Below are 24486 nucleotides of genomic sequence, written 5' to 3' on the forward strand. Positions count from 1 at the left end.
GGAAGAACTGAAAGCTGGCAAAATGTGGAGATAATGACGAGAGTTCATACCGTGACGCGCTACCGCCGGACAGGCTAAAGCCGGGCCCGGCGCAACGACGATGACCATTTCCGCCCAACTGCTCCCCGCCTGGCTGATCACCAGCGCATGGCTGCTGATGGCGCTGTGCCTGCCGCTTGTTGCCCTGCGCGCTGACTGGTCTGCCCTGCGCGCCGCCCCGGAACGGTATCACCTGCTCTATGGCGGGGTGCTGGCCTGCGTGGTGTTGTGGCTGATGTCGGTAAACACCATAGCGGGCCTCTGGCTACACCTGCTGGGCATGACCTCCCTGGCCCTTGTGCTGGGCTGGCGCTTTTCCGTGCTGGCCGGCACGGTCGCCATCCTGGCCTATACCTGGCTGATAGGCGAGACCCTCGCCGCCATTCCCGTGGCCTGGCTGCTGACAGTCGCCATCCCCGCCACGGTGAGCACCCTCCTTGCCCGCGAAGTGCACCGCCGCTGGTCGCGCAACCTCTTCGTGTATGTACTCGGCGCCGGTTTTGGTGGCGGCATACTCTGTGGCCTGGCACTGGCGCTGGCGGGGCTCGGGGTGCTGGCCCTGGCGGGCCAGGAGACGATGGTGAGCGGCGCCCTGGAAAGCTGGCCCCTGATCACCCTGATGCTGTTTCCCGAGGGCTTTATCAACGGCATGGTGATGACGACCCTGGCGGTTTTTTATCCGGATTGGGTTCGGACTTATGAGGAGGTGGGTTGAGGGGGGCCTGGCTCTCTGCTGGCTACAAACAATCGCTTCACAAATCCTGAGGCTGTCGTTACGCTGAAATAATGAGCAGCACCACTTATTACAACCGGCATGCACAAGAGCTAGGCAGGCAGTATGACGCTATCCCCTCTGAAATTGTTCATGCAGGCTGGGTAAGCCGGCACCTGCCAGAAAAGCCGGGATTTGCCTGCGATATTGGCGCTGGTTCAGGTCGCGATGCGAATTGGCTGGCATCCCTGGGTTGGGATGTAATAGCCGTGGAACCCAGCAAGGGTATGCGACAGCTGGCCGGGCCTGGCTCTGATCCCAGAGTTACCTGGCTTGATGACGCCTTGCCCGGGCTTAATAAACTGCGCGCGCTTGGGCATCGATTCGATCTCATTCTCGTCAGCGCCGTCTGGATGCATTTACCGCCGGGAGCGCAGTCACGTGAACGAGCTTTCCGGGTTCTCACCGAGCTGTTGAAACCGGGCGGGGTATTGATATTCACTCTTCGTAAGGGGAGCGATCAGGATGAAAACGCCGAGCGCGGTTTTCATCCGGTTTCAGCCGATGAATTGATTCAATTCGGCAAGCAGCGAGCAATCGCGCTCACAGACCAGTTTTCCGAGAGGGACAAACGACGGGAGCACGTAGCCTGGGAAACTCTCGTATTTACCATTCCCGATGACGGAACCGGAAGCCTGCCGCTGCTTCGCCACGTAATCGTCAACGATGACAAGTCCTCTTCCTACAAGCTTGGCCTGTTGCGTGTGTTGACGCGAATAGCCGAAGGGTGCCCTGGAATAGTGATTCATCGCAGCGAAGACTATGTCGATATCCCACTCGGCATAGTGGGACTTTACTGGCTTAAACAATACAAGCCCCTGGTGTTGACTCACAAAATTCCGCAGCTTCCAAATACCCGGCAAGGAATGGGGTTTGCCGGCGATGACTTTTACAAGCTGGCCTCGATATCTAACTACGATCTACGAGTGGGAGCCAGCTTCGATCCCGAAAGGGGAGCAATTGTCACCGGCGCGATCAGGGATGCCTGCAGAAACATTACGCAAATGCCGGCCAGGTACATAAGCTATCCCGGCGAAAACAGGCCCATATTTGAGTTTCAGTGGCAGTCGCTTCGATCGAAGGGCAGGCCCATCACACTTTCGAAAGACTATCTTTCGAAGTTTGGAACGTTCCGCATACCCGCGAGAATCTGGCAAACCCTGGGCCAGTATGCCTGCTGGCTGGAGCCCGCGATATTACGTGAATGGTCGGGGCTTACAGCCAGTTGGAGTGTCGCCGACTATCAACCGACAAACGCGAGTGTATTCGACTGGGAGGAGGGTAGGCGTGATACAGGGGTCGCAGCAAGCCGTGTTGTTGCGTTAAAGAACGACGGCATCAAGGTGCCCTGCGTCTGGACCGCCAGTAATATCAAGTCGCCGCATATCGATCACTGCTTCCCCTGGGTCAGGTGGTTGAACAACGATCTCTGGAACCTGATGCCCGCCAGCGCCAGTGCGAATCTGGCAAAGGGGGATAAGCTACCATCAGCATCCACTATGGCAGATGCGAGAAAGCGGATTCTGCAATGGTGGCAGCAAGCCTACCTCGATTCGCCACTGCGGGATAAGTTTCTATTGGAGGCCGGGTCATCCTTACCAAATCTTCGAGATGGTGACATGGAAGCGGGTGATATCTTCGCGGCAATGCTTCATCAGCGAGCACGATTGAGAAATGACCAGCAGTTAGTTGAATGGAACTCGGGGCGGTGATGGATGATTTACTGGCTATGAATACCTGTATAGATGTAGCAGCAGCGGTAATACTAAATAACGGAAAATTATTCTCCGCTAAACGCAGTTCAGGAATGCATCTGGAGGGATATTGGGAGTTCCCAGGTGGCAAGTTGGAGGACGGAGAGTCCCCTGAGCAGTGCCTTGTCCGCGAGTTAGAGGAAGAACTGTGTGTTAAGGCGGAGATTGGCCGCTACATTGGGGAAAGCGTCTACGATTATGGAACAAAAATTGTTCGGCTGCTCGCATATCAAGTGCGAATTCTTGAGGGAGACATACAGTTAATCGATCATGAAGAATTTCGCTGGTTGACTGTTGAAGAACTGGACTGCATTGAATGGGCGCCGGCTGATGTTCCCCTACTAGCGCTATGCCGTGAAGTTATGATTAGCAAATAGAGCTATACATCGCGAAAAATAAATGCGAGGTCACAAGGATGTCGAAGAAAGGGCTTTTTGAAGCGATCATAACCGAATCGTTGAATCGAGAGCTGGAAAGTCTGGACAGCGATAGTCTTTCTATAGTCAGAAAGAGCCTCCATGCTGCAGAAGTAGGTGACAGGCTGGCATTGCATCTGGGCCGAGTAGTGATGTCCGCCCTTTCGAGCGTCAACGACAAGGATCGTGTCGATGTAGGTGTGCAACTGGCGCGTGATCTGATAGATAAGATTGATCGAACGATCGCCAAGGCCGAGGCATCTGAAGATCAAGTACTAAGCTCTAAAGAGGTGCTCACTGCGGTTTGGCCTCTTAATCCCGATGGTTCTGTCCCTCAAATCGCAGAGCCATTGACCCCATTGCTCGACACTACACTGCTAACAAATGCACGCGGTGAGCCCCGAGTGGGAGCGCAGATACAGACAGAAATCCAGTCTGCCGACCGAATTGATGTCGTTATGGCGTTTATCAGGGCGAGTGGTATTCGTTCATTTATGGAAAGCCTAAGGCGACATGTTGAGCGCAGTCCATCCAGGCCCAACCTTCGTTTTTTGACCACGACCTACACCGGCTCAACGGAGCTAAAAGCACTAGAAATGCTCAAGGATATCGGGGCTGAAATAAAGGTTTCCTATGATACGAGTTCAGCGCGACTTCATGCCAAGGCATGGCACTTTCATCGTGAGTCGGGGGCTTCCACAGCCTATATTGGCTCGTCAAATTTGACCTATTCCGCGCAGGAGAGCGGCATAGAGTGGAACGTCCGGGTTTCGGGTTTGCGCAACCCGGATGTCCTAAGAAAAATGACATCCATGTTTGACGCGTATTGGTCGGGTGGTGACTTTCGCGACTTTGATGTAGGTGAATTCAAGACCGAAACTAAGTCCGACAGGTCTAGCGGGCCGTCGATCATTTTGAGCCCGGTCGAGCTCAGGTTGGAGCCTTTTCAAGAGCGATTGCTTGAGCAGATAACTGTGGCGAGGCGGCAAGGGCATCACCGTAATCTGCTTGTTTCTGCGACGGGAACAGGAAAAACCGTGATGGCGGCGGTAGATTATTCTCGATTAAAGGATCAGCTTGCTAGAAGTCGTTTACTTTTTGTTGCGCACCGGGAGGAGATTTTGGATCAAAGTCTAGCCACTTTTCGCTATGCATTGCGAGAGGCTTCATTTGGTGAGAAGTGGGTTGGTAAAAATCGCCCTGTAGTTTTTGAGCATGTTTTTGCCTCGATACAATCCCTCAATGCCGCAGACCTTGATAATCTGGATCCGCAGCACTTCGATGTCGTAGTAGTAGACGAATTTCACCACGCTGCCGCCCCGTCGTACAGCAGATTACTGTCTCACGTAAAGCCGAGAGAACTGCTGGGACTGACGGCCACACCGGAAAGAACTGACGGTCTTTCGGTGCTTGATTGGTTTGACAACCGAATTGCAGCTGAGCTCAGACTGTGGGATGCCATCGATCAGCACCGCCTTGTTCCCTTTAACTACTACGGTATTCACGATGGCCTTGATCTAAAAGATATTCCGTGGCGAAGAGGCAAAGGTTATGACATCAGTGAACTCAGCAATCTCTACACCGCAGACGATGCCTGGGTACGGAGGGTTATCAAGGAACTGATTAATCGTACAGATAATGTCCGCTCGATTAAGGCGCTTGGTTTTTGTGTCAGCATTCAACATGCCCAATTTATGGCAAAACGCTTTGATGCCGCTGGTATTTCTTCCTGTGCGGTATGGGGCGATACGCCAGATGTCGATCGAAAAAAGGCCTTAACGCAACTCGCTGATGGAAGTATACAGGTGCTCTTTTCGGTCGACTTGTTCAACGAGGGAGTTGATATTCCTTCAGTGGATACTCTGCTTCTACTCAGGCCTACCGAGAGTGCTACGCTGTTCTTGCAGCAGTTGGGCAGGGGGCTACGGAAAAGTAAAGATAAATCCGTGTGCATGGTGCTGGACTTCGTCGGTATGCACCGCAAAGAGTTTCGATTTGATCTGCGTCTTGCAGGGCTTTTAGGGGGGACAAGAAAGCACCTCAAAGATCAAGTGGAGCAGTCGTTTCCATTCTTGCCGGCTGGATGCCATATGGAGCTAGATCGGGTCGCCAGAGACGTCGTTCTAGAAAGTCTCAAATCGGCTTTGCCGAGTCGTTGGGGTGAAAAAGTTAGTGAACTCAAAGTTTTGATAGCTGGAGGCGTTGCTCCAACTCTGCAGAACTTTTTGGAGGAGAGCGGTCTAGAGCTTGCGGATGTTTACACATCCAATAAGTCTTGGTCTGACTACCTCGACGCAGTAAATGGTGATGTATCTGCCGCAGGTGCTCATGAACTGGTGTTGAGACGGTCAATCGGCCGCTTGCTTCATATCGATGATGAAGAGCGTTTAGATTTTTACATTGATATCTTGGATAACCAGGTGGCGCCGGTGCTTAGCAGGTTTACTGTCAGAGAGCGAAGAATGCTTCGTATGCTTGTTGCCGGAACTTGCGACAAAGTGTTGGGCAGGGAAGACTCTCTGGAGGAGGGTGTTTCGCTGCTGTGGGGTCATCCTCAGGTTGTAAGTGAGGTTCGAGAACTGTTCTCGTTGCTACGCCAGCAGATAGACCACGTGCATCAGCCTCTTGCTAGCCATGAATGCTCACCATTACAGGTCCACGGCAGATATACCAGGATCGAAATCTTGGCCGCTTTCGGGGTCGGTGAACACGCCAAAACGAGGCCATGGCGAGAAGGTGTTTTATGGATAGAGGATGAGCAGGTAGACGTTCTAGCCTTCACCTTGGACAAGTCTGCGGGAAATTTTTCACCCACCACAATGTATCGAGACTATGCGATTAGCAGTGATCTAATTCACTGGGAGAGTCAATCAAGCACCAGAGCAGCAAGTCCCACTGGCTCTCGATACTGTAATCACGTTCGCCAGGGTACGAAAATAATGCTTTTTGCTCGAGAGAATACTGAGGAGCGGGCGTTCTGGTTTTTGGGGCCTGCAAATTATGTGTCCCATGAGGGTGAGCGGCCTATGGGGATTACATGGAAATTAGATGAGCCGTTACCAGGTGATTTGTACGCTCTATTCGCGGCCGCGGTGGCATAAAGCCAGAGTCGACGATCAGCACTTGTGAATGGTCATACGTGGTATGTCCTCGCGCGTTTCCGCGGAAATTTTTCGCAGGGATTATTGCTTGACAAGTGGTCGGTCGATAATCGATTTAGATTGAATGGATTGAAGGAGGTCCTCGTATTGGGGGCCATCATACTTGAACTTCTGGCGGTTAAACCAAAAGCACGAGAAAGTACCAGCAAGGAGTCCCCCGTGTTTGGTTGACGGCAGCGGGAGTTGAACCCAGAGCCTGACACTGGCTGGTGAAGTGCGCAGCTTGCTACGGCCTGATGCTCAAAAATTGACTCTCAAACTGCATTCTCTCCTTCGTCAATTCACTGGTGTACTTGCCATTTCTCGGAGTCAGTCTCAGATAATCGCGCAGAACTAGAGCGCAGCGATCAGCCTTATAAGACAGTAGGTGAGGATATATCTGCTCAACCACTTGCAGCGCCTGACGATTGTAAACGCCATAGGCGAAACTGTGTGAGTGGTTGGGCTTGGATGCTTGCTTGTTTGATATGTTGCCGACGCCGGAAGCATCAACAACGAATTGGAGTAGCTGCAATTCAGTGCTGCTGATTGTCAGTCCAAGATGCCGATTTTCATTCTGATGCTTGCGCGTTAATGTAACGCTTCCCTCACCATCGACCAGGCCTGCGATATAAGCTGCTTCAGCAGTAGTCAATTTCTTGGCAACTCGATACCTCATCATTCCAAAATCCAGGCGAGGAAGGCTCTATCTTACCGCTCTTGGAGCGAGATGGTTTGGAGGTGGTCAAATATGATCTGTTGTAGCTACGGCATCGAGTCGCCAATACAAAAAAGGCCATCAAATTTATGACCATTTTTCGTTTGTTGGTGGAGGCGGCCGGTCTCGAGCCTACGCCGTCCCTACGGGACGACCCCGACAGACCTCACTGCGTTCGGCCACCGTCGCCCTTCGGGCTGCGGGTTCGAAAGCCGCCGAGTACAAATGAAAAAGGCCACCAAGTGGTGACCTTCCTCTAACTTGGTGGAGGCGGCGGGTTTCGAACCCGCGTCCGCCAGACCTCTGCCTTCGGCTCTACATGCTTAGATTCCGTTTATTGCTTTAGCCGCACACAGCCCAACGGGCAGGACGTGATTGGCGAGTTCTGTTTAATTTGACAGTAAAGCCCAGAACATACTTCACTGCGGTCCAGTTCTGTATGACAGTCAGTAAGCGCGGTACTGGCACCTTGCTAATGACCGCTAGAGCCGAAGCTACTAGATGGTGTCTTTTGACTGCTTACGCAGCCAGCTGAGCACCGTAGTTGTCGTCGTTGGCAACTATAAGGTTACAGCTTTGGATTAACGTGATTGGCTGTCATCACGGCATGCACCTCAGGGTTTGTATCCGTCGTCGAATCCAAATCGCCCCCAGGAACTTCCCATTGTACATCAGTTTATGGGGACGAACCTGTGAATTTTCAAGGCCTTTGTTGCCCTGGCCCGCTGGCTGGCCCGGGAGCGGCCGTGTATTCTGCCCGCATTCGGGAGATGGAGCAGGGCGATGGAGGGATTGATTCCGCTGGCACTTACCATGGCGGCTACCGGCGTGGTGGCCGGGCTGATAGCCGGCTTGCTGGGTGTGGGAGGCGGTATTGTCATTGTGCCGGTGCTGGATACGGCGCTGGCGATGCGCGGGGTGGATCCGGCGATACGCATGCACGTGGCGGTGGGTACTTCACTGGCCACCATTATTTTTACCTCCCTGTCCTCGTCGCGGGCGCACCATGCCAGGGGGGCGGTGGATGTGGACCTGGCCAGGCGCTGGGGGCCGTTTATCTTTGTCGGTTCGCTGCTGGGCTCAGTGGCGGCCGCCCAGGTCGAGAGCGTGGTGCTGGCGGGGGTTTTCGGGGTGGTCGCCCTGTTGATCGCCATCCAGATGCTGCTGCCCCTGGATGATTACCGGCCCTGGAAACAGGTGCCGCGGGGAGCGGGCGGCATTATCACGCCGTCGCTGATCGGAGGTCTGTCGGCGATGATGGGCATTGGCGGGGGCACCTTCAGCGTGGCGGCGCTCACCATGATGAGCCAGCCGATTCACCGGGCGGTTGGTACGGCGGCCTTTTTCGGCCTGCTGATCGCTGTCCCGGGTACGATTGGCTTTATCATCAATGGGCTGGATGACCCGCGGCTGCCCTATGGCAACCTGGGCTATGTCAACCTGATTGGCGTGGCGCTGATCTCGCCGATGACGGTACTGATGGCGCCCGTTGGCGCGCGTCTCGCCCATCGCCTGTCAAAGCGCCACCTGAGCCTCGCTTTTGGCGTATTTCTGTTGATTGTAGCGGTGCGGATGTTGCTGCGGTTTTTCGCGGTTATCGCTTAGCGACAAAGAAGCCGCAACCGAATGCGGGGTGCAATCGACTGCGGCCTGTGGGGTCAGCCTATGGCGAGGGAATTGCATCGCGCCAGGGTCCCTCACCCGGCGCTCTCCTCCATGGGAGAGTGTTGCGGTTTTCACCGTATACCTTGCAGGCCGTACCCCTGACGCTCGGATTTGGGGACGGGCCGGGGCGGCCCACGCTATAAATATGGTAGCCGGGCGGGATTTTCGCAAGGCGCCCATTAGATCGAGTTTGAATAAGCTCGCCGGCGCAAATAACAGCCTGGCTACTGCTTGACGTTATCGCGGATAATCCGCTGCTTCTGCCGGTTCCAGTCCTTTTCTTTCTGGCTGTCGCGCTTGTCGTGGGCCCGCTTGCCCTGGGCCAGGGCAATGCGGGCCTTGACCAGATGACCCTTCCAGTACAGCTGGGTGCAGACGCAGGTCTGGCCCTTCTGGGTGACCGCCGCCTGTATTTTGGCCAGCTCCTTCTTGTGCAGCAGCAGCTTGCGGGTGCGGGTGGGATCGGTGACGAAGTGGGTGGAGGCGGTCTCCAGCGGGATAATATGCGAGCCCAGCAGGAAGGCTTCACCGTCCTTCATCAATACATAGGAATCGGCCAGGTCGGCCTTGCCCATGCGCAGGCTCTTTACCTCCCAGCCAGACAGCGCAATGCCGGCCTCGAACGTCTCCAGCAGGTGGTAGTCGAAGCTTGCGCGCTTGTTACGGGCAATCACGTTGTCCGCTTTGTTGTGTTTCTTTTTTGCCATGGCGCGCATTATACGTCGCTGGACCGGCGCTGAAACGGTAATCTTTCCCTTTTCACCCCGGATGGGCTGGGGCAATCTAAGCCTATGATAATTTTAGGTATTTTTTGGTGAACCAGACGCTGGTGGGGAGCCCTGTGCAGTGGCGCAGCCGTACCACCTTTGTGCTGGCCCTGTCGGCGGCCGCAGTCGGCCTGGGCAGCCTGTGGCGATTCTCCTGGCTGCTGGGCCAGTACGGGGGCGGCGCCTTCATGCTCAGCTATATCTTCTGGCTGTTTGTGCTGGCGGTTCCACTGTTGTGTGCCGAGCTTATTCTCGGCTACTGGGGGCGGGGCAGCCCGGTACTGGCCATTCGCAACGTGTGTGACCGCTCGCTGCTGTCCCGCCACTGGCAGTGGCTGGGCCTGCTGGCCTGTGTTACCGGGGTGCTGATCGCCGGATACCAGGCTGTGGTCGCCGGCTGGAGCCTGTATTACATGGACCTGATGCGGGGTGACGAACTGTCCGCTGCCAGTGCGCCGGAGGTGGCCGCCGGTTTCAAGGCCCTGCTGGCCGATAGCTGGCAACAGCTCAGGTGGCAGAGTCTGTTTCTTGCCGCACTGCTGCTGGCACTGGCTCCGGGGGTGCGGCGGGGACTGGGCGTACTGGTCTGGCTGGCGGTACCGGTGATGATCACCCTGCTGGGCATATTGGTGCAGTACGCGCTGGAAAATGGTGACCTCGATGCGGCTCGCAACTACCTGTTTACAATAAAGCTGGTGGATTTCACCCCCCGGGCGCAGCTGGCGGCCATGGGTCACGCCCTGTTTACCCTGGGCGTGGGGGTGGGGGCCGGCCTGGTTTACGGTGCCTACGCGCCGCGGCGTATTCCCATTGGTCGCTCGGTAATAGCGGTAGCAGTGTTCGATACCGTGGTGGCGCTGCTGGCCGGGATTGCGATATTCCCGGTGTTATTCGGCCAGAACCTGGCGCCAGCGCAGGGCCCGGCGCTGCTGTTTATCAGCCTGCCCTACGCTTTTGCCAATGCCCCCCAGGGGGAAGTGTACGGCAGCCTGTTTTTCGGCCTGACGGCCATCGTCACCCTGGGTTTTGCCGCGGCGCTGCTGGAACCCGCGGTGCGGGTGCTGCAGCAGCAACTGCGGCTGCGGCGGCTCACCGCGGTCACTATTGTCGGCGGGGCCGTGTGGCTGCTGGCCTGGGCGGTCGCCGGCTCGATTGCCGCCAGCGGCGGCGACGAACCCAGCCTGCTGCAGTGGTTCGATTTTGTTACCGCTGACATCCTGCTGCCGCTGGTGTGCCTGCTGGTCGCCCTGCTGGTGGGCTGGGCGGTACATCAATCCGTGCTGCGGCCCCAGCTTGGCCGTGAGTCCAAGGTCTCCTTCTCGCTTTGGCACGCCTTCCTGCGCTATATTGCGCCCCCCGTAATCGTGCTGGTCATGGTGTCGGGATTTGTTTGGTAAGGTTGTGGATTTATGGCAAATATTAGCAGAAGCGCGCTGCTGCCCTACCGGCCCCAGCAGCTGTTCGACCTGGTTAACGACATAGAGGCCTATCCCCACTATATGGATGGCTGCGTCGGTGCCGAGGTGCTGCGCCGGGAAGAGGGGCGGGTGGAAGCGCGCCTGGACCTGTCCAAGGGTGGCGTGTCGCAGAGTTTTGTTACCCGCAACCGGATGGTGGACGCCGAGCATATTTCGCTGGAACTGGTGGAGGGGCCGTTCAGGCAGTTCCAGGGCCGCTGGGAATTCACCCCGCTGGGAGACAGCGCCTGCAAGGTCAGCCTTGACCTGAGCTTCCGGGTGAATAACGCTATTCTGGGCGCCGCTGCCTCAAAGCTGTTCGATTCGGTGACCAGTAACCTGGTGACCGCGGTGGAGAAGCGGGCGAAAGAACTGTACGGGTAGCAAAATGACTGAGCAGACTCTGATCAACGTGGAGGTGGCTTACGCGCTGCCGGAAAAACAGGCGATTATCGCCCTGCAGGTACCCGAGGGCACCTCGGCCCTGGAGGCAGCAAAGCAGTCGGGGATAAGCACCAGGTTCGATGGCATAGATCTGGACAATGCCAAGCTGGGCATATTTGCCAGGGTCGTGTCGCCGGAGCAGGTGCTGCGCGAGGGCGACCGGGTTGAAATCTACCGGTCCCTCATCGCCGACCCGAAAGAGGTGCGCAAGGCGCGGGCTGCCAGGGCCAAAGAGCGGCGCGGCCAGTAGGCGACAAGTCGTCAGCCTAGCTGGCTTCCTCTTCCTCCCCGGTGGCCGCTGCCTCCGGGGCAGCACCGAAGGCGGCCGGGGTGTAATCACCGCTCACGCCCACCAGTGAATCATCGTCGAATGTTACCGTCAGCCGCTCTTCGGCCAGCACGTCGAGGCCGTTCCGGCGGGTATAGACATAATCCCAGCGATTGCGGTTGAAGGTGTCCTCCACCAGCGGCGTCCCGAGAATAAAACGTACCTGGCGCTTGCTCATGCCGGGCTGCAGCTGATCGGCAATTTCCTGGGTAACAATGTTGCCCTGCTCAACGTCAATGCGGTACACGCCGGGAAAACCAACGGCACCACAGGCGCTGACAAGGGTTATCGCCAGGGCGACAAGGAGGATACGCATCGGCTAGAACTTCCACTTCACTTCTTGGGGTGGCATCATACCGCTACTGAATCCCACAGAGAACCCCTTCCCCATGGCAGAAGAGAATCAGGAGCTACGCCGCGCCGGTCTGAAAGTGACCCTGCCGCGAGTGAAAATCCTGCAAATACTGGAGTCCGCAGCCGAAGAGCAGCGCCACCTCAGCGCCGAGGAAGTGTACGATGCCCTGCGTGATTCCGGGGAAAATGTGGGCCTGGCCACGGTGTACCGGGTGCTGACCCAGTTCGATACCGCCGGCCTGGTGACGCGGCACAATTTCGAGGCCGGGCGGGACGGTTCCAGTACCTCCCATTCAGTGTTCGAGCTGGCCCGCGGCGAGCACCACGATCACATGGTGTGCATGGAATCCGGCGAGGTCATCGAGTTTCACGATGAGGTGATTGAGCAGCGCCAGCGGGAGATAGCCAGCGAGCATGGCTATGAGCTGGAGGACCACTCCCTGGTCCTTTACGTGCGCAAGAAGGGCTAGGGCCAACTCAGTTACTGTGAACAGGCCCTAGCCTTCCAGCATCTCCCGGGCGTGAGCCAGGGTCTGCTCGGTGATCTTCACGCCCCCCAGCATGCGGGCGATCTCATCAATTCTGCCATCGGCGTCCAGCTGGCTGAGATCGGTGTGTACCGATTTCCTGTCAGCTGTTTTGTTCACCTGCAGGTGCTGTTGGCCCTGGGCTGCCACCTGGGGCAGGTGGGTCACGCATAAGACCTGCGCCTGTGCCGCGAGGCCCCGCAGCAGGCGCCCGACCACTTCTGCCACCGCGCCGCCAATGCCTACGTCCACCTCGTCAAAGACCATGCTCGGGACGGTCCCGGCGCTGGCGGTGACCACCTGAATGGCGAGGCTGATGCGCGACAGTTCGCCGCCGGAGGCAATCTTGCCCAGGGGCTGGGGCGCGGCACCCGGGTTGGTGCTGATGAGGAACTCGATGTCTTCCCGGCCGTGGGGGTGGGGTGCGGCGTCGTCCCGGGGCCTGAGGGCGATTTCCAGGGTGCACTGGGCCATGGCCAGGGTGGCGAGGATACCCTGGGCCGCGGCCACCAGTTTCTTGCCGGCTTTTTGCCGCTGCTTGCCGAGCTTGCCCGCTGCGGTGTGGTATTCGGCGGCCAGTTTCGCCATCTCTGCCGCCAGCTCGTCGATACGCTCGCCGCTGCCCGACAGTGACTGCAGCTCTTCCTCCAGGTGCTGGTGGGTGGCGATGACGTCCTCGGGCATAACCCGGTGCTTCCTGGCCACATCGTAAATCGCCTCCAGCCGCTGCTCCACATCCGCCAGCCGTTCCGGATTGATCTCGACCCCGTCGATGTGGCGCTCGATCTCGCTGCGGGCCTCATTGAGCTGGATGGCGGCGCTGTCCAGCAGTTCGCGGGCGCCGGCGATGGCGGCGCCGCTGTTAACGTCGCCGGCCAGCAGCTGCAGTGCCCTGCGGGTGCCGCTTTCCTGCTCCTCACACAGCTCCAGGGCGGCGTGGGCGCTGCTCAGGATCTGCTCCGCGTTGGCCAGGGTTCTCTGTTCCTGCTCCAGTTCCGCCAGTTCGCCTTCCTGCAGGGCCAGGGCGTTCAGTTCGTCCACCTGGTAGGCCAGCAACTGCGCCCGCGCGGTGTGTTCGTCCCGGCTGCCGGCCAGCAGTTCCAGTTCGCGCTGGGCCCGCAGCCAGGCGGAAGCCAGCTGCTCCACCTGCGAGGCCAGCTGCTGCTGTCCCGCGTAGGCGTCCAGCAGCGCCCGCTGTACCGGCTTGCGCAGCAGTGACTGGTGAGCGTGCTGGCTGTGGATGTCGATCAGCATGGCGCCGAGCTGGGCGCAGTCCTGCAGGGTGCAGGTGCTGCCGTTGATGTAGGCCCGGCTGCGGCCCTCGGTGGTAATCACCCGGCGCAGGATGCAGTCATCTCCCCCCGTCAGGTCGCGGCTTTGCAGCCAATTCCGGGCGGCTGGAATGTTGGAGATATCGAAGGTGGCGGTGATATCGGCCCTGTCGCAGCCGTGGCGCACCGCTTTCGGGTCGGCCCGGTCGCCCAGGCACAGGCCCAGGGCGTCCAGCATGATGGATTTGCCGGCGCCGGTCTCGCCGGTGATCACCGTCATGCCGGGGGCAAATTCCATCTCCAGCGCGGAAACAATGGTGTAGTTGCTGATGCTGATATGGCTAAGCATGGTGGTCCCTGTCGGTTTTCCCATTTATACCCCAGATGGATGAGCGCATAAACATCGGCTGAGCCCGGGCAGTGGTTTTGTGTTTATTCCCCATTGTGATACAACCGTGGCAGCAACAGATGCAGGTACGCATGACCAATAGTGTGATTTCAGAACGGGCCAGGGTGCTGCTGAAGACCCTGGTTGAACGGCATATACGTGACGGCCAGCCGGTTGGTTCCCGCACCCTGCTGGAGGAGGCCGGCCTGCCGGTGAGCGCTGCCACTATCCGCAATGTCATGTCCGACCTGGAAGAGCGCGGCCTGGTGGTTTCGCCCCACACCTCGGCCGGGCGCATCCCCACCGCCATGGGCTATCGCCTGTTCGTCGACTCCCTGCTGCAGGTCCGGCCGCTGGAACGGGAGGCGATATCGGTGTTGCGCGACCAGCTGAACCCGGACAAATCGGCGACCGAACTGGTGCAGAGCGCGTCGTCGCTGTTGTCCAGTATCACCGCCCAGGCGGGTCTGGTGACCGTGCCCCGGCAGGAGGCGGGTCAGCTACGCCAGGTGGAGTTCCTGCCCCTCTCCGGTGACCGGGTGCTGGTGATCCTGGTGATCAACGAGCGGGAGGTGCAAAACCGCATCATCCACACCCAGCGGCCCTTTAGCGAGGAGCAACTGCGCGAGGCCGCGGCGATGGTCAACCAGCGCTTCGCGGGCCGGCCGCTGCAGGAGGTGCAGGAGCAGATCCTGCGCGAGATGCAGGAGGCGCGCAGCCAGATCGACAGCTACATGCAGGCCACCCTGGACCTGGCCAACCAGGCCCTGGACCAGGAGCCCGGCGAGGATGAGTACGTGGTAGCCGGCGAGTCCCGCCTGTTGAACAGCGCCACTGCCGATGAAATGGACAAACTGCGGGAGCTGTTCGACGCCTTCGAGCAGAAGAAGGACCTGCTGCACCTGCTGGAGCGCTGTACCCGGGCCCAGGGAGTGCAGGTGTTCATTGGCGAAGAGGCCGGCTACGAAGTGTTTGGCGACTACTCGGTGATCACCGCGCCCTACGGCGACGGCGTCCGCGCTCTGGGGGTGCTGGGGGTGATCGGACCGACCCGGATGGCCTACGAGCGGGTGATCCCGATAGTGGATGTGACCGCTAAAATGCTCAGTTCAGCCCTGGGTAAGTAGCTATTCTGTGCAGCGCCCCAAAAAGCTCCCGCCAGATTTTAGCAAAAGCTAACCTTTTAGCGGTGGAAGCTCGAGGAATTATCTGAAAAAATGTCCCTGCCAATAATAAGGGCGTTTTAGGTTTTAGGGTTATAACGACATTTTTGGGGAAATAGGGGAATAGAAGCATGCTTCGCAAGTTTGTTACAGGTCTGGCTCTGGCCGGATTTGCATCAGTTTCAATGGCGGTTACCGAAACTTTTGATCATACCGGGGCCGTGCAAACCTGGGTGGTTCCCGCAGGTGTTACCGAAGTTTCGCTGGAAGCCTGGGGCGCCGAGGGGGGAGGTGCATACGACTGCAGCGACGTAAACGAAAATGATGGCGGCCTGGGTGGTTATGCGACCGGCACGCTGGCGGTTACAGAAGGACAGACTCTGGAGATCTATGTCGGCGGCTTTCCTGGGGATCCCGGTCCGGTGAGTGGCCAGCCCGGTGGTTTCAATGGCGGTGGTGATGGCGGTCGTTATGGAGCGGGCGGGGGTGGCGCCAGTGACGTGCGTGTTGGTGGTTCCACCCTGGCTGATCGAGTGCTTGTAGCTGGCGGTGGCGGTGGTGGAAACGGCGGCTGCCCCCAGCACGGAGCTGGCGGTGACGGAGGCGGTCTGGTTGGCGCTGATGGTACTGCTGGTAACAACTGGACTCCCGCAGGCGGTGGCAGTCAGGTGGCCGGCGGCGCTGCAGGATCTTCACCGGGTACAGCGGGAGCCTTGGGGCTCGGGGGCAGTAATGCAGCGTATCATATCGCCGGTGGCGGCGGTGGTTACTACGGCGGTGGATCTGCTTATGCTGCGGGTGGTGGCGGTGGTTCGTCATACATCGGCGGCGTGAGCGGTGGGTCAACGGCTGCCGGTCAGCGATCCGGCCACGGCAGCGTGGTTATCACCTATGTCATCGACGCCAATCCCAACGCGGTGGATAACGCCAGGCCGGTACCCGCGATTTCTGCATGGGCGAGTTTCTGTCTCGTATCACTGATGCTGGCAGCGGGCCTGATAGGAGTGCGTCGCAGGTTGGATTGACAGCGTTATTTCCTGTAGATCCAGACCCCGCAATCGCGGGGTTTTTTTTGAGCGTTTGTTGATCCGGAGTAATTTGTCCGTGTATTGGGCCATTTGGTCTTGAAATTCGCCGGTCCGTCCCCAATCTCCAAGCAGAGTTGATGTGTGCGCAACCATACGGAGTAAAAACGTGGCCGAGCAAGACCCGAAACAACCCGAAATCGAGCCCCGGGAGGCGGAAACCGAGAGTCCTGAGGCCCAGGTGGAAACTGCCGAGGAGGCCGGGGTGGCAGACGCCGCCGAGGCCGCCCCGGAGTCGGCTGAAGAACCCTCGCTGGAGGAGGAAGTCAGCCGCCTGCAGGATGACCTGGCTGCCGCCCGTGATGCGGCCCTGCGCGCCCAGGCCGACGCCCAGAACGTCAAGCGCCGTGCAGAGCAGGATGTGGAAAAGGCCCGCAAGTTCGCCCTCGAGCGCTTTGCCGGCGAATTGCTGCCGGTGGTGGACAACCTGGAACGGGCGCTGGAATCAGCGGCCGGGGACGATGAGGCCATCAAGCCCATTGCCGAGGGCGTGGAGCTGACCCTGAAAAGCTTCCTGGACGCGCTGGGCAAACAGAATATCGAGATGGTCGACCCGGCCGGCGAGCCCTTCGATCCCAACCTGCACCAGGCCATGAGCATGGTGGAGAACAGCGAGGTTGAACCCAATACGGTGATTGCAGTGATGCAGAAAGGCTACACCCTCAACGGGCGCCTGATTCGCCCGGCGATGGTGATGGTGAGCAAGGGCGGCTAGTTACGCCATAAAAGGGGTTGAATCAGGCCAGATTGACCCCAAATACAGAACATCGAAACTGAAAGCGGCGCCACGGGCGCCAGAAAGACTGGAGACAACAAATGGGCAAGATTATAGGAATCGACCTGGGTACCACTAACTCGTGTGTATCCGTACTGGATGGCGACAAGCCCCGCGTTATCGAAAACGCCGAGGGTGATCGCACTACGCCGTCTGTGGTGGGTTACACCGATGACGGTGAAATCCTGGTTGGCCAGAGCGCCAAGCGCCAGGCGGTGACCAATCCGCACAATACCCTGTTTGCGGTGAAGCGCCTGATCGGCCGCAAGTTCAAGGACGATGTGGTGCAGAAAGACATCAGCATGGTCCCCTACAAAATCATTGAAGCCGATAACGGCGACGCCTGGGTAGAGGCCAGGGGCGAGAAAATGGCGCCCCCGCAGGTGTCTGCCGAAGTGCTGCGCAAGATGAAGAAAACCGCCGAGGAATTTCTGGGCGAGCCGGTAACCGAAGCGGTAATCACCGTACCGGCCTACTTCAACGACTCCCAGCGTCAGGCCACCAAGGACGCCGGCAAGATCGCTGGCCTGGACGTCAAACGGATCATTAACGAGCCCACCGCGGCCGCGCTGGCCTACGGCATGGACAAGGCCAAGGGCGACCGCACCGTGGCGGTATACGACCTGGGTGGCGGTACCTTCGATATCTCTATCATCGAGATCGCCGAGGTGGATGGCGAGCACCAGTTCGAGGTGCTGTCTACCAATGGTGACACCTTCCTCGGTGGCGAGGACTTTGACCTGCGCCTGATCGAGTACCTGGCGGCGGAGTTCAAGAAAGAGAGCGGTATCGACCTGCACAATGATCCGCTGGCCCTGCAGCGCCTGAAGGAAGCTGCCGAGAAGGCCAAGATCGAGCTGTCTACCTCACAGCAGACCGAAGTCAACCTGCCTTACATCACCGCAGACGCCTCTGGTCCCAAGCACCTGGTAGTGAAGCTGAGTCGTTCCAAACTGGAATCCCTGGTCGAGGAACTGGTCAAGCGTTCCATGGAGCCGGTGAAAATCGCCCTCAAGGACGCCGGCCTGTCTCCTTCCGAGATCGACGATGTCATCCTGGTGGGCGGCCAGACCCGCATGCCGCTGGTACAGGGCAAGGTTGCCGATTACTTTGGCAAGGAGCCGCGCAAGGACGTCAACCCCGATGAAGCCGTGGCCATGGGTGCATCTATCCAGGGCGCGGTGCTGTCCGGCGACGTGAAAGATGTACTGCTGCTGGACGTGACTCCGCTGACCCTGGGCATCGAGACCATGGGCGGCGTGGCGACCCCGCTGATCGAGAAGAATACGACGATCCCCACCAAGAAGTCGCAGATCTTCTCCACCGCGGAAGACAACCAGACCGCCGTGACCATTCACGTGGTCCAGGGTGAGCGCAAGCAGGCCTCCGGTAACAAGTCACTGGGTCGATTTGACCTGGCCGACATCCCGCCGGCCCAGCGCGGTATGCCGCAGATCGAGGTCACTTTCGACCTGGATGCCAACGGTATCCTGCACGTGTCCGCCAAGGACAAGGCGACCGGCAAGGAGCAGTCGATTCGCATCACTGCCTCCGGTGGTCTGTCGGATGAGGACATCGAGAAAATGGTGGCCGACGCCGAGGCCAATGCCGAGGCCGATGCCCGGTTCGAGGAACTGATTACCGCCCGCAACACCTGTGAGGGGCTGGTGCACGCGGCCCGGAACACCGTCGAGGAAGCGGGCGAGCACGCTACCGACGATGAGAAAGCGGCCATTGAGACCGCCATCGCGGAAGCGGAAGAGGCGCTCAAGGGCGAGGACAAGGACGCCATTGACGCGGCGGCCACCAAGCTCACCGAGGCGACCGGTCCCGTGGCCCAGAAGATGTATGCGGCCCAGGCCGAGCAGGCCCAGGCGGCGGGCGCCGATGGCGGTGAGTCCGACTCTGCCGCTGGCGACGATGTGGTCGACGCCGAGTTTGAAGAAGTGAAGGACGACAAGAAGTAACAGGGTCTTGTGGCCTGCTGACACCGGCAGGGCGAGAAGGCAGGCCGCTTGCTCCAGCTTCGAGCAATATCGTCATTCCCGCGCAGGCGGGGATCCAGGCAGAGTTGGGCCCCGAGCCTCACTGGATGCTGGATTCCCGCCTGCGCGGGAATGACGTTTAGAGAGGCCTGCTGGTTTGCTGCTTCAGGACGCAACGGTTTAGGAAGAACTGTCGATCCCCTGCTGTGGGGACCGACGGTTTAAAGCGATACAGAAAACGCTGGACGATTTATGTCAAAACGCGACTACTACGAAGTCCTCGGTGTCGACAAGAACGCCGACGGCAAGGATATCAAGAAGGCCTACCGGCGGGTGGCGATGAAGTACCACCCGGACCGGAATCCCGATGATCCCGATGCCGACGAGAAGTTCAAGGAGGCGACCGAGGCCTACGATGTCCTGATGGACAGCGAGAAGCGCTCGGCCTATGACCAGTTTGGTCACGCCGGCGTGGACCCGAATATGGGTGGCGGTGCCGGTGGCTTTGGCGCCGGCAGCTTCAGCGACATTTTCGGCGACGTGTTTGGCGATATTTTCGGTGGCGGCGGCGGCGGTCGCGGCCGCGGCGGGCCCCAGCGCGGATCAGATCTGCGCTACACCCTGGACATTTCCCTGGAAGACGCGGTCCGCGGCACTACCGTGGAAATCCGCGTGCCCAGCCTGTCTGCCTGTGATACCTGTCACGGATCCGGCGCCAAGAAGGGCTCCAGTCCGGTGACCTGCTCTACCTGCGGCGGTGCCGGCCAGGTGCGCATGCAGCAGGGTCTGTTCCAGGTGCAGCAGACCTGCCCCTCCTGTCGTGGTCAGGGTCAGACTATTTCCGACCCCTGTCATACCTGTCATGGCCAGGGGCGGGTGGAAAAAACCCGCACGCTCTCGGTCAAGGTGCCCCCGGGGGTGGATACCGGTGACCGGATCCGTCTTTCCGGTGAGGGTGAGGCCGGCCCCCACGGCGGGCCCGCCGGCGACCTGTTTGTCCAGATGTCGGTCAAACAGCATCCTATCTTTGAGCGCGACGGTAAGCACCTGTACTGCGAAGTACCGATCACCTTCGTGGATGCCGCTCTCGGCGGTGAACTGGAAGTGCCGACGCTGGACGGCAGGGTGAATCTGAAGATTCCGCCGGAAACCCAGACTGGCAAGCTGTTCCGGTTGCGTGGCAAGGGGGTGAAACCGGTGCGTGGCGGCAGCGTGGGCGACCTGCTGTGTCGGGCGGTGGTGGAAACTCCGGTCAACCTGAGCAAGCGCCAGAAGGAACTGCTGGAAGAATTCCGGGAGACGCTGGGCGAGGATGGCAAACGCCAGTCACCTCGCCAGCACAACTGGTTTGAGGGCGTGAAGAGCTTTTTTGACGACATGACATCATGAGCGCGCGCATAGGAATCACCGGTGCCGCCGGCCGCATGGGCCGCACCCTGATCGAGGCCATCGACCTGGCGGGCGATGCGCTGCAGCTGGCTGCCGCCATCGAACGACCGGAGAGCAGCCTGGTAGGGGCCGATGCCGGTGAACTGGCGGGCCTGGGCAGCAACGGCATTACCGTGGTCGGCTCTTTGGAAGAGGTGATTGGCGATATCGATGTGCTGATAGACTTCACCGTCCCCGCCGCTACCCTCGCCAATGTGGCGCTTTGCGCCGGGCACCGTGTCGCCATGGTAATCGGTACCACCGGCTTTACCGCCGAACAGCAGGCAGAGATAGAGGCCGCTGCCGAAACCACCGCCATCTGCAAGGCCTCCAACTTCAGCACCGGGGTCAATGTCTGCTTCAAGTTACTGGACATGGCGGCGCGTGTACTGGGTGACGATGTCGACATCGAAGTCTACGAGGCCCATCACCGGCACAAGATTGACGCCCCCTCCGGGACTGCCCTGAGCATGGGCCAGGTGGTGGCGGATGCACTGGGCCGTGACCTGGACAAGGTCGCTGTGTACGGCCGGGAAGGGCAGACCGGTGCCCGCGAGCGGGAAACCATTGGCTTTGCCACGGTTCGCGCCGGCGATATCGTCGGTGACCATACGGTAACATTCGCCGCCGAGGGTGAGCGGGTGGAAATTACCCACAAGGCTTCCAGCCGGATGTCCTTTGCCCGCGGTGCTGTGCGGGCTGCCGGCTGGCTACACGGCCAGGGTGCGGGCCTCTACGACATGCAGGACGTGCTCGGCCTCAAGTAAGGAGAATTCCCGTGAGTGAACATATCGTCAACATCGATGAGACCAATGCCGCAGCCCTGCTGATCGAGGAGTCCCACAAGCGCCCGGTGGTGGTGGACTTCTGGGCGGACTGGTGCGAGCCCTGCAAGGTGTTGATGCCGGTGCTGGAGAAAATCGCCACCGAATACGCCGGCGCTTTCCTGCTGGCCAAGGTCAATGCCGATGAGCAGGGCATGATTACCCAGCAGTTCGGTGTCCGCTCCCTGCCCACAGTAATGGTGATCAAGGACGGTCAGCCGGTGGACGGCTTCGCCGGCGCGCAGTCGGAACAGGAGGTGCGGGCGATGCTGGGCAAGTACCTGCCCAAGCCCTGGGACGGGCTGCTGCAACTCGCCCGCGAGGCCATGGACGAGGGTGACTTTGCCCGCGCCCTGACGCCGCTGCGCCAGGCCTGGGAAGAATCCGGGCAATTGCACGAGATCACGCTTCCCTATGCCCAGGCGTTAATCGAGTGTATGCGCCTGGACGAGGCACAAAGCCTGCTGGATGGGGTGCGCATGGCCGACCAGGACGCCGCCTACGAGCAGTTGCGGGCGCAGCTGGAGATAAAGCGCGAGGCCGCCAGGTCGCCCGAGATCGAGGCCCTGGAAAAACAGCTGGCAGAGGACCCGGAGAACCTGGACCTGATGCACCAGCTGGCGGTACAGTTTACCAACGCCGGCCAGTTCAGGGACGCCATGGAGTACCTGGTGACCATCCTGCGCAAGGACCTGGACCACGGCGATGGCGCCACCAAAAAGGCATTGCTCGACAGCATCGCCAGTCTCGGCAAGGGCGATCCCCTGGCTGCTGAGTATCAGCGCAAACTGTACAGCCTGCTTTACTGATCCTCCACCGGCCGCCTGATGCCAGTCAAAGGGTCCTCGCTTTCCCTGTGCATGATCGTCAGGAATGAGGCCTTCTTCCTGCGTGACTGCCTGAGCCAGGCGGCGCCTCATGTGGACGACATCGTGGTGGTGGACACCGGGTCCACCGATGATACCCCCGCTATCGCCCGCGAATTTACCACCAGGCTATTCGACTTCCAGTGGCGGGACGACTTTGCCGCGGCCCGTAACCACGCTCTGGACCAGGCCCCGGGCGACTGGATTATCGTTCTCGATGCCGACGAAGTCATCGCCCCGGAAGACTGGCAGCGCCTTCGCGCGCTGATTGCAGCTACCGACAGGGATGCTTTCTTCCTGACCCAGTACAACTACAGCGTGGAGCCCCTGGACCGGGACTGGGTCCCGCTCGTCGCCAGAACCGCCTACTCCCGCCACTACGCGGGTTATCGCCCCAACCCGATCGCCCGGCTGTTTCGCAACCGCAAGGACATTCGCTACCAGGGGCGGGTGCATGAAGTCATAGACCGCTCCCTGGCCCCGGGAAGCTGGGAAGTACTCGATATACCCATTCATCACCACATGGACGAAGATCCGTCCAAGATGAAGGTTGATCGCCAGCTCAATTACCTGCGTATTATTGAGCAGGATCTGGACGCAGAAGATGACGGCCGGCTGTGGACCGCCGCGGGGACGATTTGCCTTTACTATGTGGACGATCTGCGCAAGGGCATCTCCTACCTGCAAAAAGCGGTGGAACTCGGTTACCGGGTTGAGGACAACCGGGAGCGCATTGCCGAGACTCACTATCGGCTGGGCGAAATTGACAGTGCCTACGAGATCTACCTGGCACTTTATGAGAGCGGCTACCGCAGCGCCAATCTCGGCAACAACCTGGCCAACCTGGCGGTTAAAAAAGGGCGCTTCGGTTTTGCCGCGGATCTGCTGGAGGAGGCCATCGCGCGGGGAATCACCGACCCGCAGATGCGAATCCGGCTGGAGCACAATATTCGCTACCTGCGCGAGCAGGAAGACAGAAGCTGAAAGCGACCGCCGGATAGTGCGCTGCGGTCAATTTTGGTGAGAGCTGTCAACATTGCCTGCCCCGGCTGGCCGGGCTAGGGTACCTGCCGGCTTCCCGGATCCGCCGAAGCCAAAACCACTTGAGCGCAATAGGAGGTCAAGCAGTGGATACCAGGTTTGCCCCGGAAGACATCGCCTTTCGCGATGAAGTAGCAGAGTTTTTTGACAGCGCCTATGACGAGGATATCGAAGCGCGCCTGTCCAGCCCTGATCCCGACATCTTCAAGCCAGCCATTATCGAGTGGCAGAAGCGCCTGTACGAGCGCGGATGGATAGCCCCCGGCTGGCCCACTGAATACGGCGGCACCGGCTGGGATGCCACCAGGGCCTTTATTTATGAAAGTGAGCGCTCCAGCCGCGGCATCCGCGATGTCATCCCTTTCGGCCTGAAAATGGTCGGCCCGGTGATTTATACCTTTGGTACTGACGCGCAAAAAGAGCGTTTCCTGCCGACGATTCTCCGCAGTGATGAGTGGTGGTGCCAGGGCTACTCCGAGCCGGGCGCTGGCTCTGATCTCGCCTCCCTGAAGACCAGGGCGGTGCGTGACGGCGATGAATACGTGGTTAACGGGGCCAAGATATGGACCAGCTATGCCCAGTTTGCCGACTGGATTTTCTGCCTGGTGCGCACCAGCACCGAGGGCAAGCAGCAGGAGGGGATCAGCTTCCTGCTGATTGATATGAGCACACCGGGGATCAAGATCAACCCCATCGTTTCAATTGATGCTCACCACAGCCTTAACGAAGTCGAGTTCAACGACGTGCGGGTGCCGGTGGTTAATCGCATCGGCGAGGAAAACAAGGGCTGGACCTACGCCAAGGCCCTGCTGGCGCATGAACGCACGGCGATTGCGGGCGTGGCAGACTCCAAACGCGGGGTGGAAATCATCAAGCAGTACGCCAGTGCCGAGGTTAACCGCGGTACCCGCCTGATTGACGAGCCCCTGTTCCAGAAGCGCCTGTCCGACCTGGAAATCGAACTGATGGCGTTGGAATTCACCGAACTCCGGGTGCTCGCTTCGGTGGCTTCCGGTGGCGCGCCGGGTGCTGAATCCTCACTGCTGAAGATCAAGGGTACCGAGGTCCAGCAGCAGGTGCAGGAGCTGACTATGGACGTGGCCGCCTACTTCCAGGGCGTGTTGCCAGGAGGCCCCGAGCCTGAGGTGCTGGGCAACTCACTGGGCCCACGGGCATTCAAGAGCTACATGTACGGGCGCGCTGCCACCATTTATGGCGGCTCCAATGAAGTCCAGCGCAACATCATTGCCAAGGCCGTGCTCGGCCTGTAATACCAGGG

The 24486-nt window shown here is 59.3% G+C and carries 22 protein-coding genes and 1 other RNA gene; 18 read left to right on the plus strand and 5 right to left on the minus strand.

Annotation, left to right across the window (positions count from 1 at the left end; translation table 11 throughout):
* Window positions 1–100: 100 nt before the first annotated feature.
* From DWB85_RS00200 to DWB85_RS00215, 4 genes are all read left to right on the plus strand, one after another.
* Window positions 101–754, plus strand: a complete 654-nt coding sequence (locus DWB85_RS00200) for an energy-coupling factor ABC transporter permease (protein WP_117951945.1) — start codon at window positions 101–103, stop codon at window positions 752–754.
* A gap of 71 nt (window positions 755–825) precedes the next feature.
* Window positions 826–2523 (plus strand): class I SAM-dependent methyltransferase, encoded by a 1698-nt coding sequence (locus tag DWB85_RS00205; RefSeq protein ID WP_117951947.1) that lies wholly within the window; start codon window positions 826–828, stop codon window positions 2521–2523.
* Window positions 2505–2942: a (deoxy)nucleoside triphosphate pyrophosphohydrolase gene (locus DWB85_RS00210; RefSeq protein ID WP_205422629.1), complete on the plus strand. Its 438-nt coding sequence runs from the start codon at window positions 2505–2507 to the stop codon at window positions 2940–2942. The genes DWB85_RS00205 and DWB85_RS00210 overlap by 19 nt, the downstream gene beginning before the upstream one ends.
* Window positions 2943–2980: 38 nt before the next feature.
* Entirely contained in the window at window positions 2981–6082 is a 3102-nt protein-coding gene (locus DWB85_RS00215; protein WP_117951950.1) for a DUF3427 domain-containing protein, read from the plus strand.
* A gap of 286 nt (window positions 6083–6368) precedes the next feature.
* On the opposite strand, the gene DWB85_RS00220 is transcribed toward DWB85_RS00215, so the two are convergent.
* Complete coding sequence (locus tag DWB85_RS00220) at window positions 6369–6803, minus strand: LAGLIDADG family homing endonuclease (RefSeq protein ID WP_205422630.1); 435 nt, start codon at window positions 6801–6803, stop codon at window positions 6369–6371.
* A 298-nt stretch (window positions 6804–7101) separates the two neighbouring features.
* Window positions 7102–7491, minus strand: a transfer-messenger RNA (tmRNA) gene (gene ssrA / locus DWB85_RS00225).
* 131 nt (window positions 7492–7622) lie between these two features.
* On the opposite strand from ssrA, the gene DWB85_RS00230 reads away from it, so the two are divergent.
* Window positions 7623–8444: a sulfite exporter TauE/SafE family protein gene (locus tag DWB85_RS00230; RefSeq protein ID WP_117951952.1), complete on the plus strand. Its 822-nt coding sequence runs from the start codon at window positions 7623–7625 to the stop codon at window positions 8442–8444.
* Window positions 8445–8728: 284 nt separating this feature from the next.
* Here DWB85_RS00230 and smpB read toward each other — a convergent pair whose 3' ends face one another.
* Window positions 8729–9211, minus strand: a complete 483-nt coding sequence (gene smpB / locus DWB85_RS00235) for an SsrA-binding protein SmpB (RefSeq protein WP_162845943.1) — start codon at window positions 9209–9211, stop codon at window positions 8729–8731.
* 134 nt (window positions 9212–9345) lie between these two features.
* Here smpB and DWB85_RS00240 point away from each other — a divergent pair, with 134 nt between their 5' ends.
* The 3 genes from DWB85_RS00240 to DWB85_RS00250 are packed head-to-tail and all read left to right on the plus strand — an operon-like array spanning window position 9346 to window position 11422.
* Window positions 9346–10668 (plus strand): sodium-dependent transporter, encoded by a 1323-nt coding sequence (locus DWB85_RS00240; protein WP_239017176.1) that lies wholly within the window; start codon window positions 9346–9348, stop codon window positions 10666–10668.
* Between the two features lie 12 nt (window positions 10669–10680).
* On the plus strand, window positions 10681–11112 hold the full coding sequence (locus DWB85_RS00245) for a type II toxin-antitoxin system RatA family toxin (RefSeq protein WP_117951958.1): 432 nt from the start codon (window positions 10681–10683) through the stop codon (window positions 11110–11112).
* Window positions 11113–11116: 4 nt separating this feature from the next.
* On the plus strand, window positions 11117–11422 hold the full coding sequence (locus DWB85_RS00250; RefSeq protein ID WP_117951960.1) for an RnfH family protein: 306 nt from the start codon (window positions 11117–11119) through the stop codon (window positions 11420–11422).
* A gap of 16 nt (window positions 11423–11438) precedes the next feature.
* Here DWB85_RS00250 and DWB85_RS00255 read toward each other — a convergent pair whose 3' ends face one another.
* Window positions 11439–11816 carry an outer membrane protein assembly factor BamE gene (locus DWB85_RS00255; protein WP_117951962.1) on the minus strand — a complete coding sequence of 126 codons (378 nt, stop codon included), beginning with the start codon at window positions 11814–11816 and terminating at the stop codon, window positions 11439–11441.
* Window positions 11817–11889: 73 nt separating this feature from the next.
* On the opposite strand from DWB85_RS00255, the gene fur reads away from it, so the two are divergent.
* Window positions 11890–12324: a ferric iron uptake transcriptional regulator gene (gene fur / locus DWB85_RS00260; RefSeq protein ID WP_117951965.1), complete on the plus strand. Its 435-nt coding sequence runs from the start codon at window positions 11890–11892 to the stop codon at window positions 12322–12324.
* Between the two features lie 27 nt (window positions 12325–12351).
* Here fur and recN read toward each other — a convergent pair whose 3' ends face one another.
* A complete protein-coding gene (gene recN, locus DWB85_RS00265; protein WP_117951968.1) occupies window positions 12352–14001 on the minus strand; it encodes a DNA repair protein RecN in 1650 nt (549 codons plus the stop codon).
* 131 nt (window positions 14002–14132) lie between these two features.
* Here recN and hrcA point away from each other — a divergent pair, with 131 nt between their 5' ends.
* The 9 genes from hrcA (at window position 14133) to DWB85_RS00310 (ending at window position 24478) form a co-directional block, all read left to right on the plus strand.
* Window positions 14133–15167 (plus strand): heat-inducible transcriptional repressor HrcA, encoded by a 1035-nt coding sequence (gene hrcA / locus DWB85_RS00270; protein ID WP_117952439.1) that lies wholly within the window; start codon window positions 14133–14135, stop codon window positions 15165–15167.
* A 221-nt stretch (window positions 15168–15388) separates the two neighbouring features.
* On the plus strand, window positions 15389–16228 hold the full coding sequence (locus DWB85_RS00275; protein WP_162845944.1) for a glycine-rich protein: 840 nt from the start codon (window positions 15389–15391) through the stop codon (window positions 16226–16228).
* A 169-nt stretch (window positions 16229–16397) separates the two neighbouring features.
* Complete coding sequence (grpE, locus tag DWB85_RS00280) at window positions 16398–17003, plus strand: nucleotide exchange factor GrpE (RefSeq protein ID WP_117951974.1); 606 nt, start codon at window positions 16398–16400, stop codon at window positions 17001–17003.
* A 101-nt stretch (window positions 17004–17104) separates the two neighbouring features.
* On the plus strand, window positions 17105–19030 hold the full coding sequence (gene dnaK / locus DWB85_RS00285) for a molecular chaperone DnaK (protein WP_117951978.1): 1926 nt from the start codon (window positions 17105–17107) through the stop codon (window positions 19028–19030).
* A gap of 270 nt (window positions 19031–19300) precedes the next feature.
* On the plus strand, window positions 19301–20437 hold the full coding sequence (dnaJ, locus tag DWB85_RS00290) for a molecular chaperone DnaJ (protein WP_117951981.1): 1137 nt from the start codon (window positions 19301–19303) through the stop codon (window positions 20435–20437).
* Window positions 20434–21243 carry a 4-hydroxy-tetrahydrodipicolinate reductase gene (dapB, locus tag DWB85_RS00295; RefSeq protein WP_117951984.1) on the plus strand — a complete coding sequence of 270 codons (810 nt, stop codon included), beginning with the start codon at window positions 20434–20436 and terminating at the stop codon, window positions 21241–21243. Before dnaJ ends, dapB begins: the two co-directional genes overlap by 4 nt.
* An 11-nt stretch (window positions 21244–21254) precedes the next feature.
* The gene (gene trxA / locus DWB85_RS00300) at window positions 21255–22109 is read left to right on the plus strand and encodes a thioredoxin (protein ID WP_117951987.1); all 855 of its coding nucleotides are present in this window, start codon (window positions 21255–21257) and stop codon (window positions 22107–22109) included.
* A gap of 18 nt (window positions 22110–22127) precedes the next feature.
* Window positions 22128–23150 (plus strand): glycosyltransferase family 2 protein, encoded by a 1023-nt coding sequence (locus tag DWB85_RS00305; protein WP_117951990.1) that lies wholly within the window; start codon window positions 22128–22130, stop codon window positions 23148–23150.
* 143 nt (window positions 23151–23293) lie between these two features.
* A complete protein-coding gene (locus DWB85_RS00310; protein WP_117951992.1) occupies window positions 23294–24478 on the plus strand; it encodes an acyl-CoA dehydrogenase family protein in 1185 nt (394 codons plus the stop codon).
* The last annotated feature ends 8 nt before the right edge of the window (window positions 24479–24486 follow it).

The organism is Seongchinamella sediminis, assembly GCF_003457605.1.
Lineage (GTDB): Bacteria > Pseudomonadota > Gammaproteobacteria > Pseudomonadales > Halieaceae > Halioglobus > Halioglobus sediminis.

What these genes read in the sequence shown, in the direction of transcription:
- DWB85_RS00210 (WP_205422629.1), top strand. Translation starts at nt 2,505, where the DNA reads ATGGAACTCGGGGCGGTGATGGATGATTTACTGGCTATGAATACCTGT.
- smpB (WP_162845943.1), bottom strand. Translation starts at nt 9,211, where the DNA reads ATGGCAAAAAAGAAACACAACAAAGCGGACAACGTGATTGCCCGTAAC.
- DWB85_RS00215 (WP_117951950.1), top strand. Translation starts at nt 2,981, where the DNA reads ATGTCGAAGAAAGGGCTTTTTGAAGCGATCATAACCGAATCGTTGAAT.
- DWB85_RS00255 (WP_117951962.1), bottom strand. Translation starts at nt 11,816, where the DNA reads ATGCGTATCCTCCTTGTCGCCCTGGCGATAACCCTTGTCAGCGCCTGT.
- DWB85_RS00205 (WP_117951947.1), top strand. Translation starts at nt 826, where the DNA reads ATGAGCAGCACCACTTATTACAACCGGCATGCACAAGAGCTAGGCAGG.
- hrcA (WP_117952439.1), top strand. Translation starts at nt 14,133, where the DNA reads ATGACCAATAGTGTGATTTCAGAACGGGCCAGGGTGCTGCTGAAGACC.
- dnaK (WP_117951978.1), top strand. Translation starts at nt 17,105, where the DNA reads ATGGGCAAGATTATAGGAATCGACCTGGGTACCACTAACTCGTGTGTA.
- dapB (WP_117951984.1), top strand. Translation starts at nt 20,434, where the DNA reads ATGAGCGCGCGCATAGGAATCACCGGTGCCGCCGGCCGCATGGGCCGC.
- DWB85_RS00245 (WP_117951958.1), top strand. Translation starts at nt 10,681, where the DNA reads ATGGCAAATATTAGCAGAAGCGCGCTGCTGCCCTACCGGCCCCAGCAG.
- DWB85_RS00220 (WP_205422630.1), bottom strand. Translation starts at nt 6,803, where the DNA reads ATGATGAGGTATCGAGTTGCCAAGAAATTGACTACTGCTGAAGCAGCT.
- DWB85_RS00275 (WP_162845944.1), top strand. Translation starts at nt 15,389, where the DNA reads ATGGCGGTTACCGAAACTTTTGATCATACCGGGGCCGTGCAAACCTGG.
- DWB85_RS00250 (WP_117951960.1), top strand. Translation starts at nt 11,117, where the DNA reads ATGACTGAGCAGACTCTGATCAACGTGGAGGTGGCTTACGCGCTGCCG.
- DWB85_RS00230 (WP_117951952.1), top strand. Translation starts at nt 7,623, where the DNA reads ATGGAGGGATTGATTCCGCTGGCACTTACCATGGCGGCTACCGGCGTG.
- dnaJ (WP_117951981.1), top strand. Translation starts at nt 19,301, where the DNA reads ATGTCAAAACGCGACTACTACGAAGTCCTCGGTGTCGACAAGAACGCC.
- fur (WP_117951965.1), top strand. Translation starts at nt 11,890, where the DNA reads ATGGCAGAAGAGAATCAGGAGCTACGCCGCGCCGGTCTGAAAGTGACC.
- DWB85_RS00200 (WP_117951945.1), top strand. Translation starts at nt 101, where the DNA reads ATGACCATTTCCGCCCAACTGCTCCCCGCCTGGCTGATCACCAGCGCA.
- DWB85_RS00305 (WP_117951990.1), top strand. Translation starts at nt 22,128, where the DNA reads ATGCCAGTCAAAGGGTCCTCGCTTTCCCTGTGCATGATCGTCAGGAAT.
- recN (WP_117951968.1), bottom strand. Translation starts at nt 14,001, where the DNA reads ATGCTTAGCCATATCAGCATCAGCAACTACACCATTGTTTCCGCGCTG.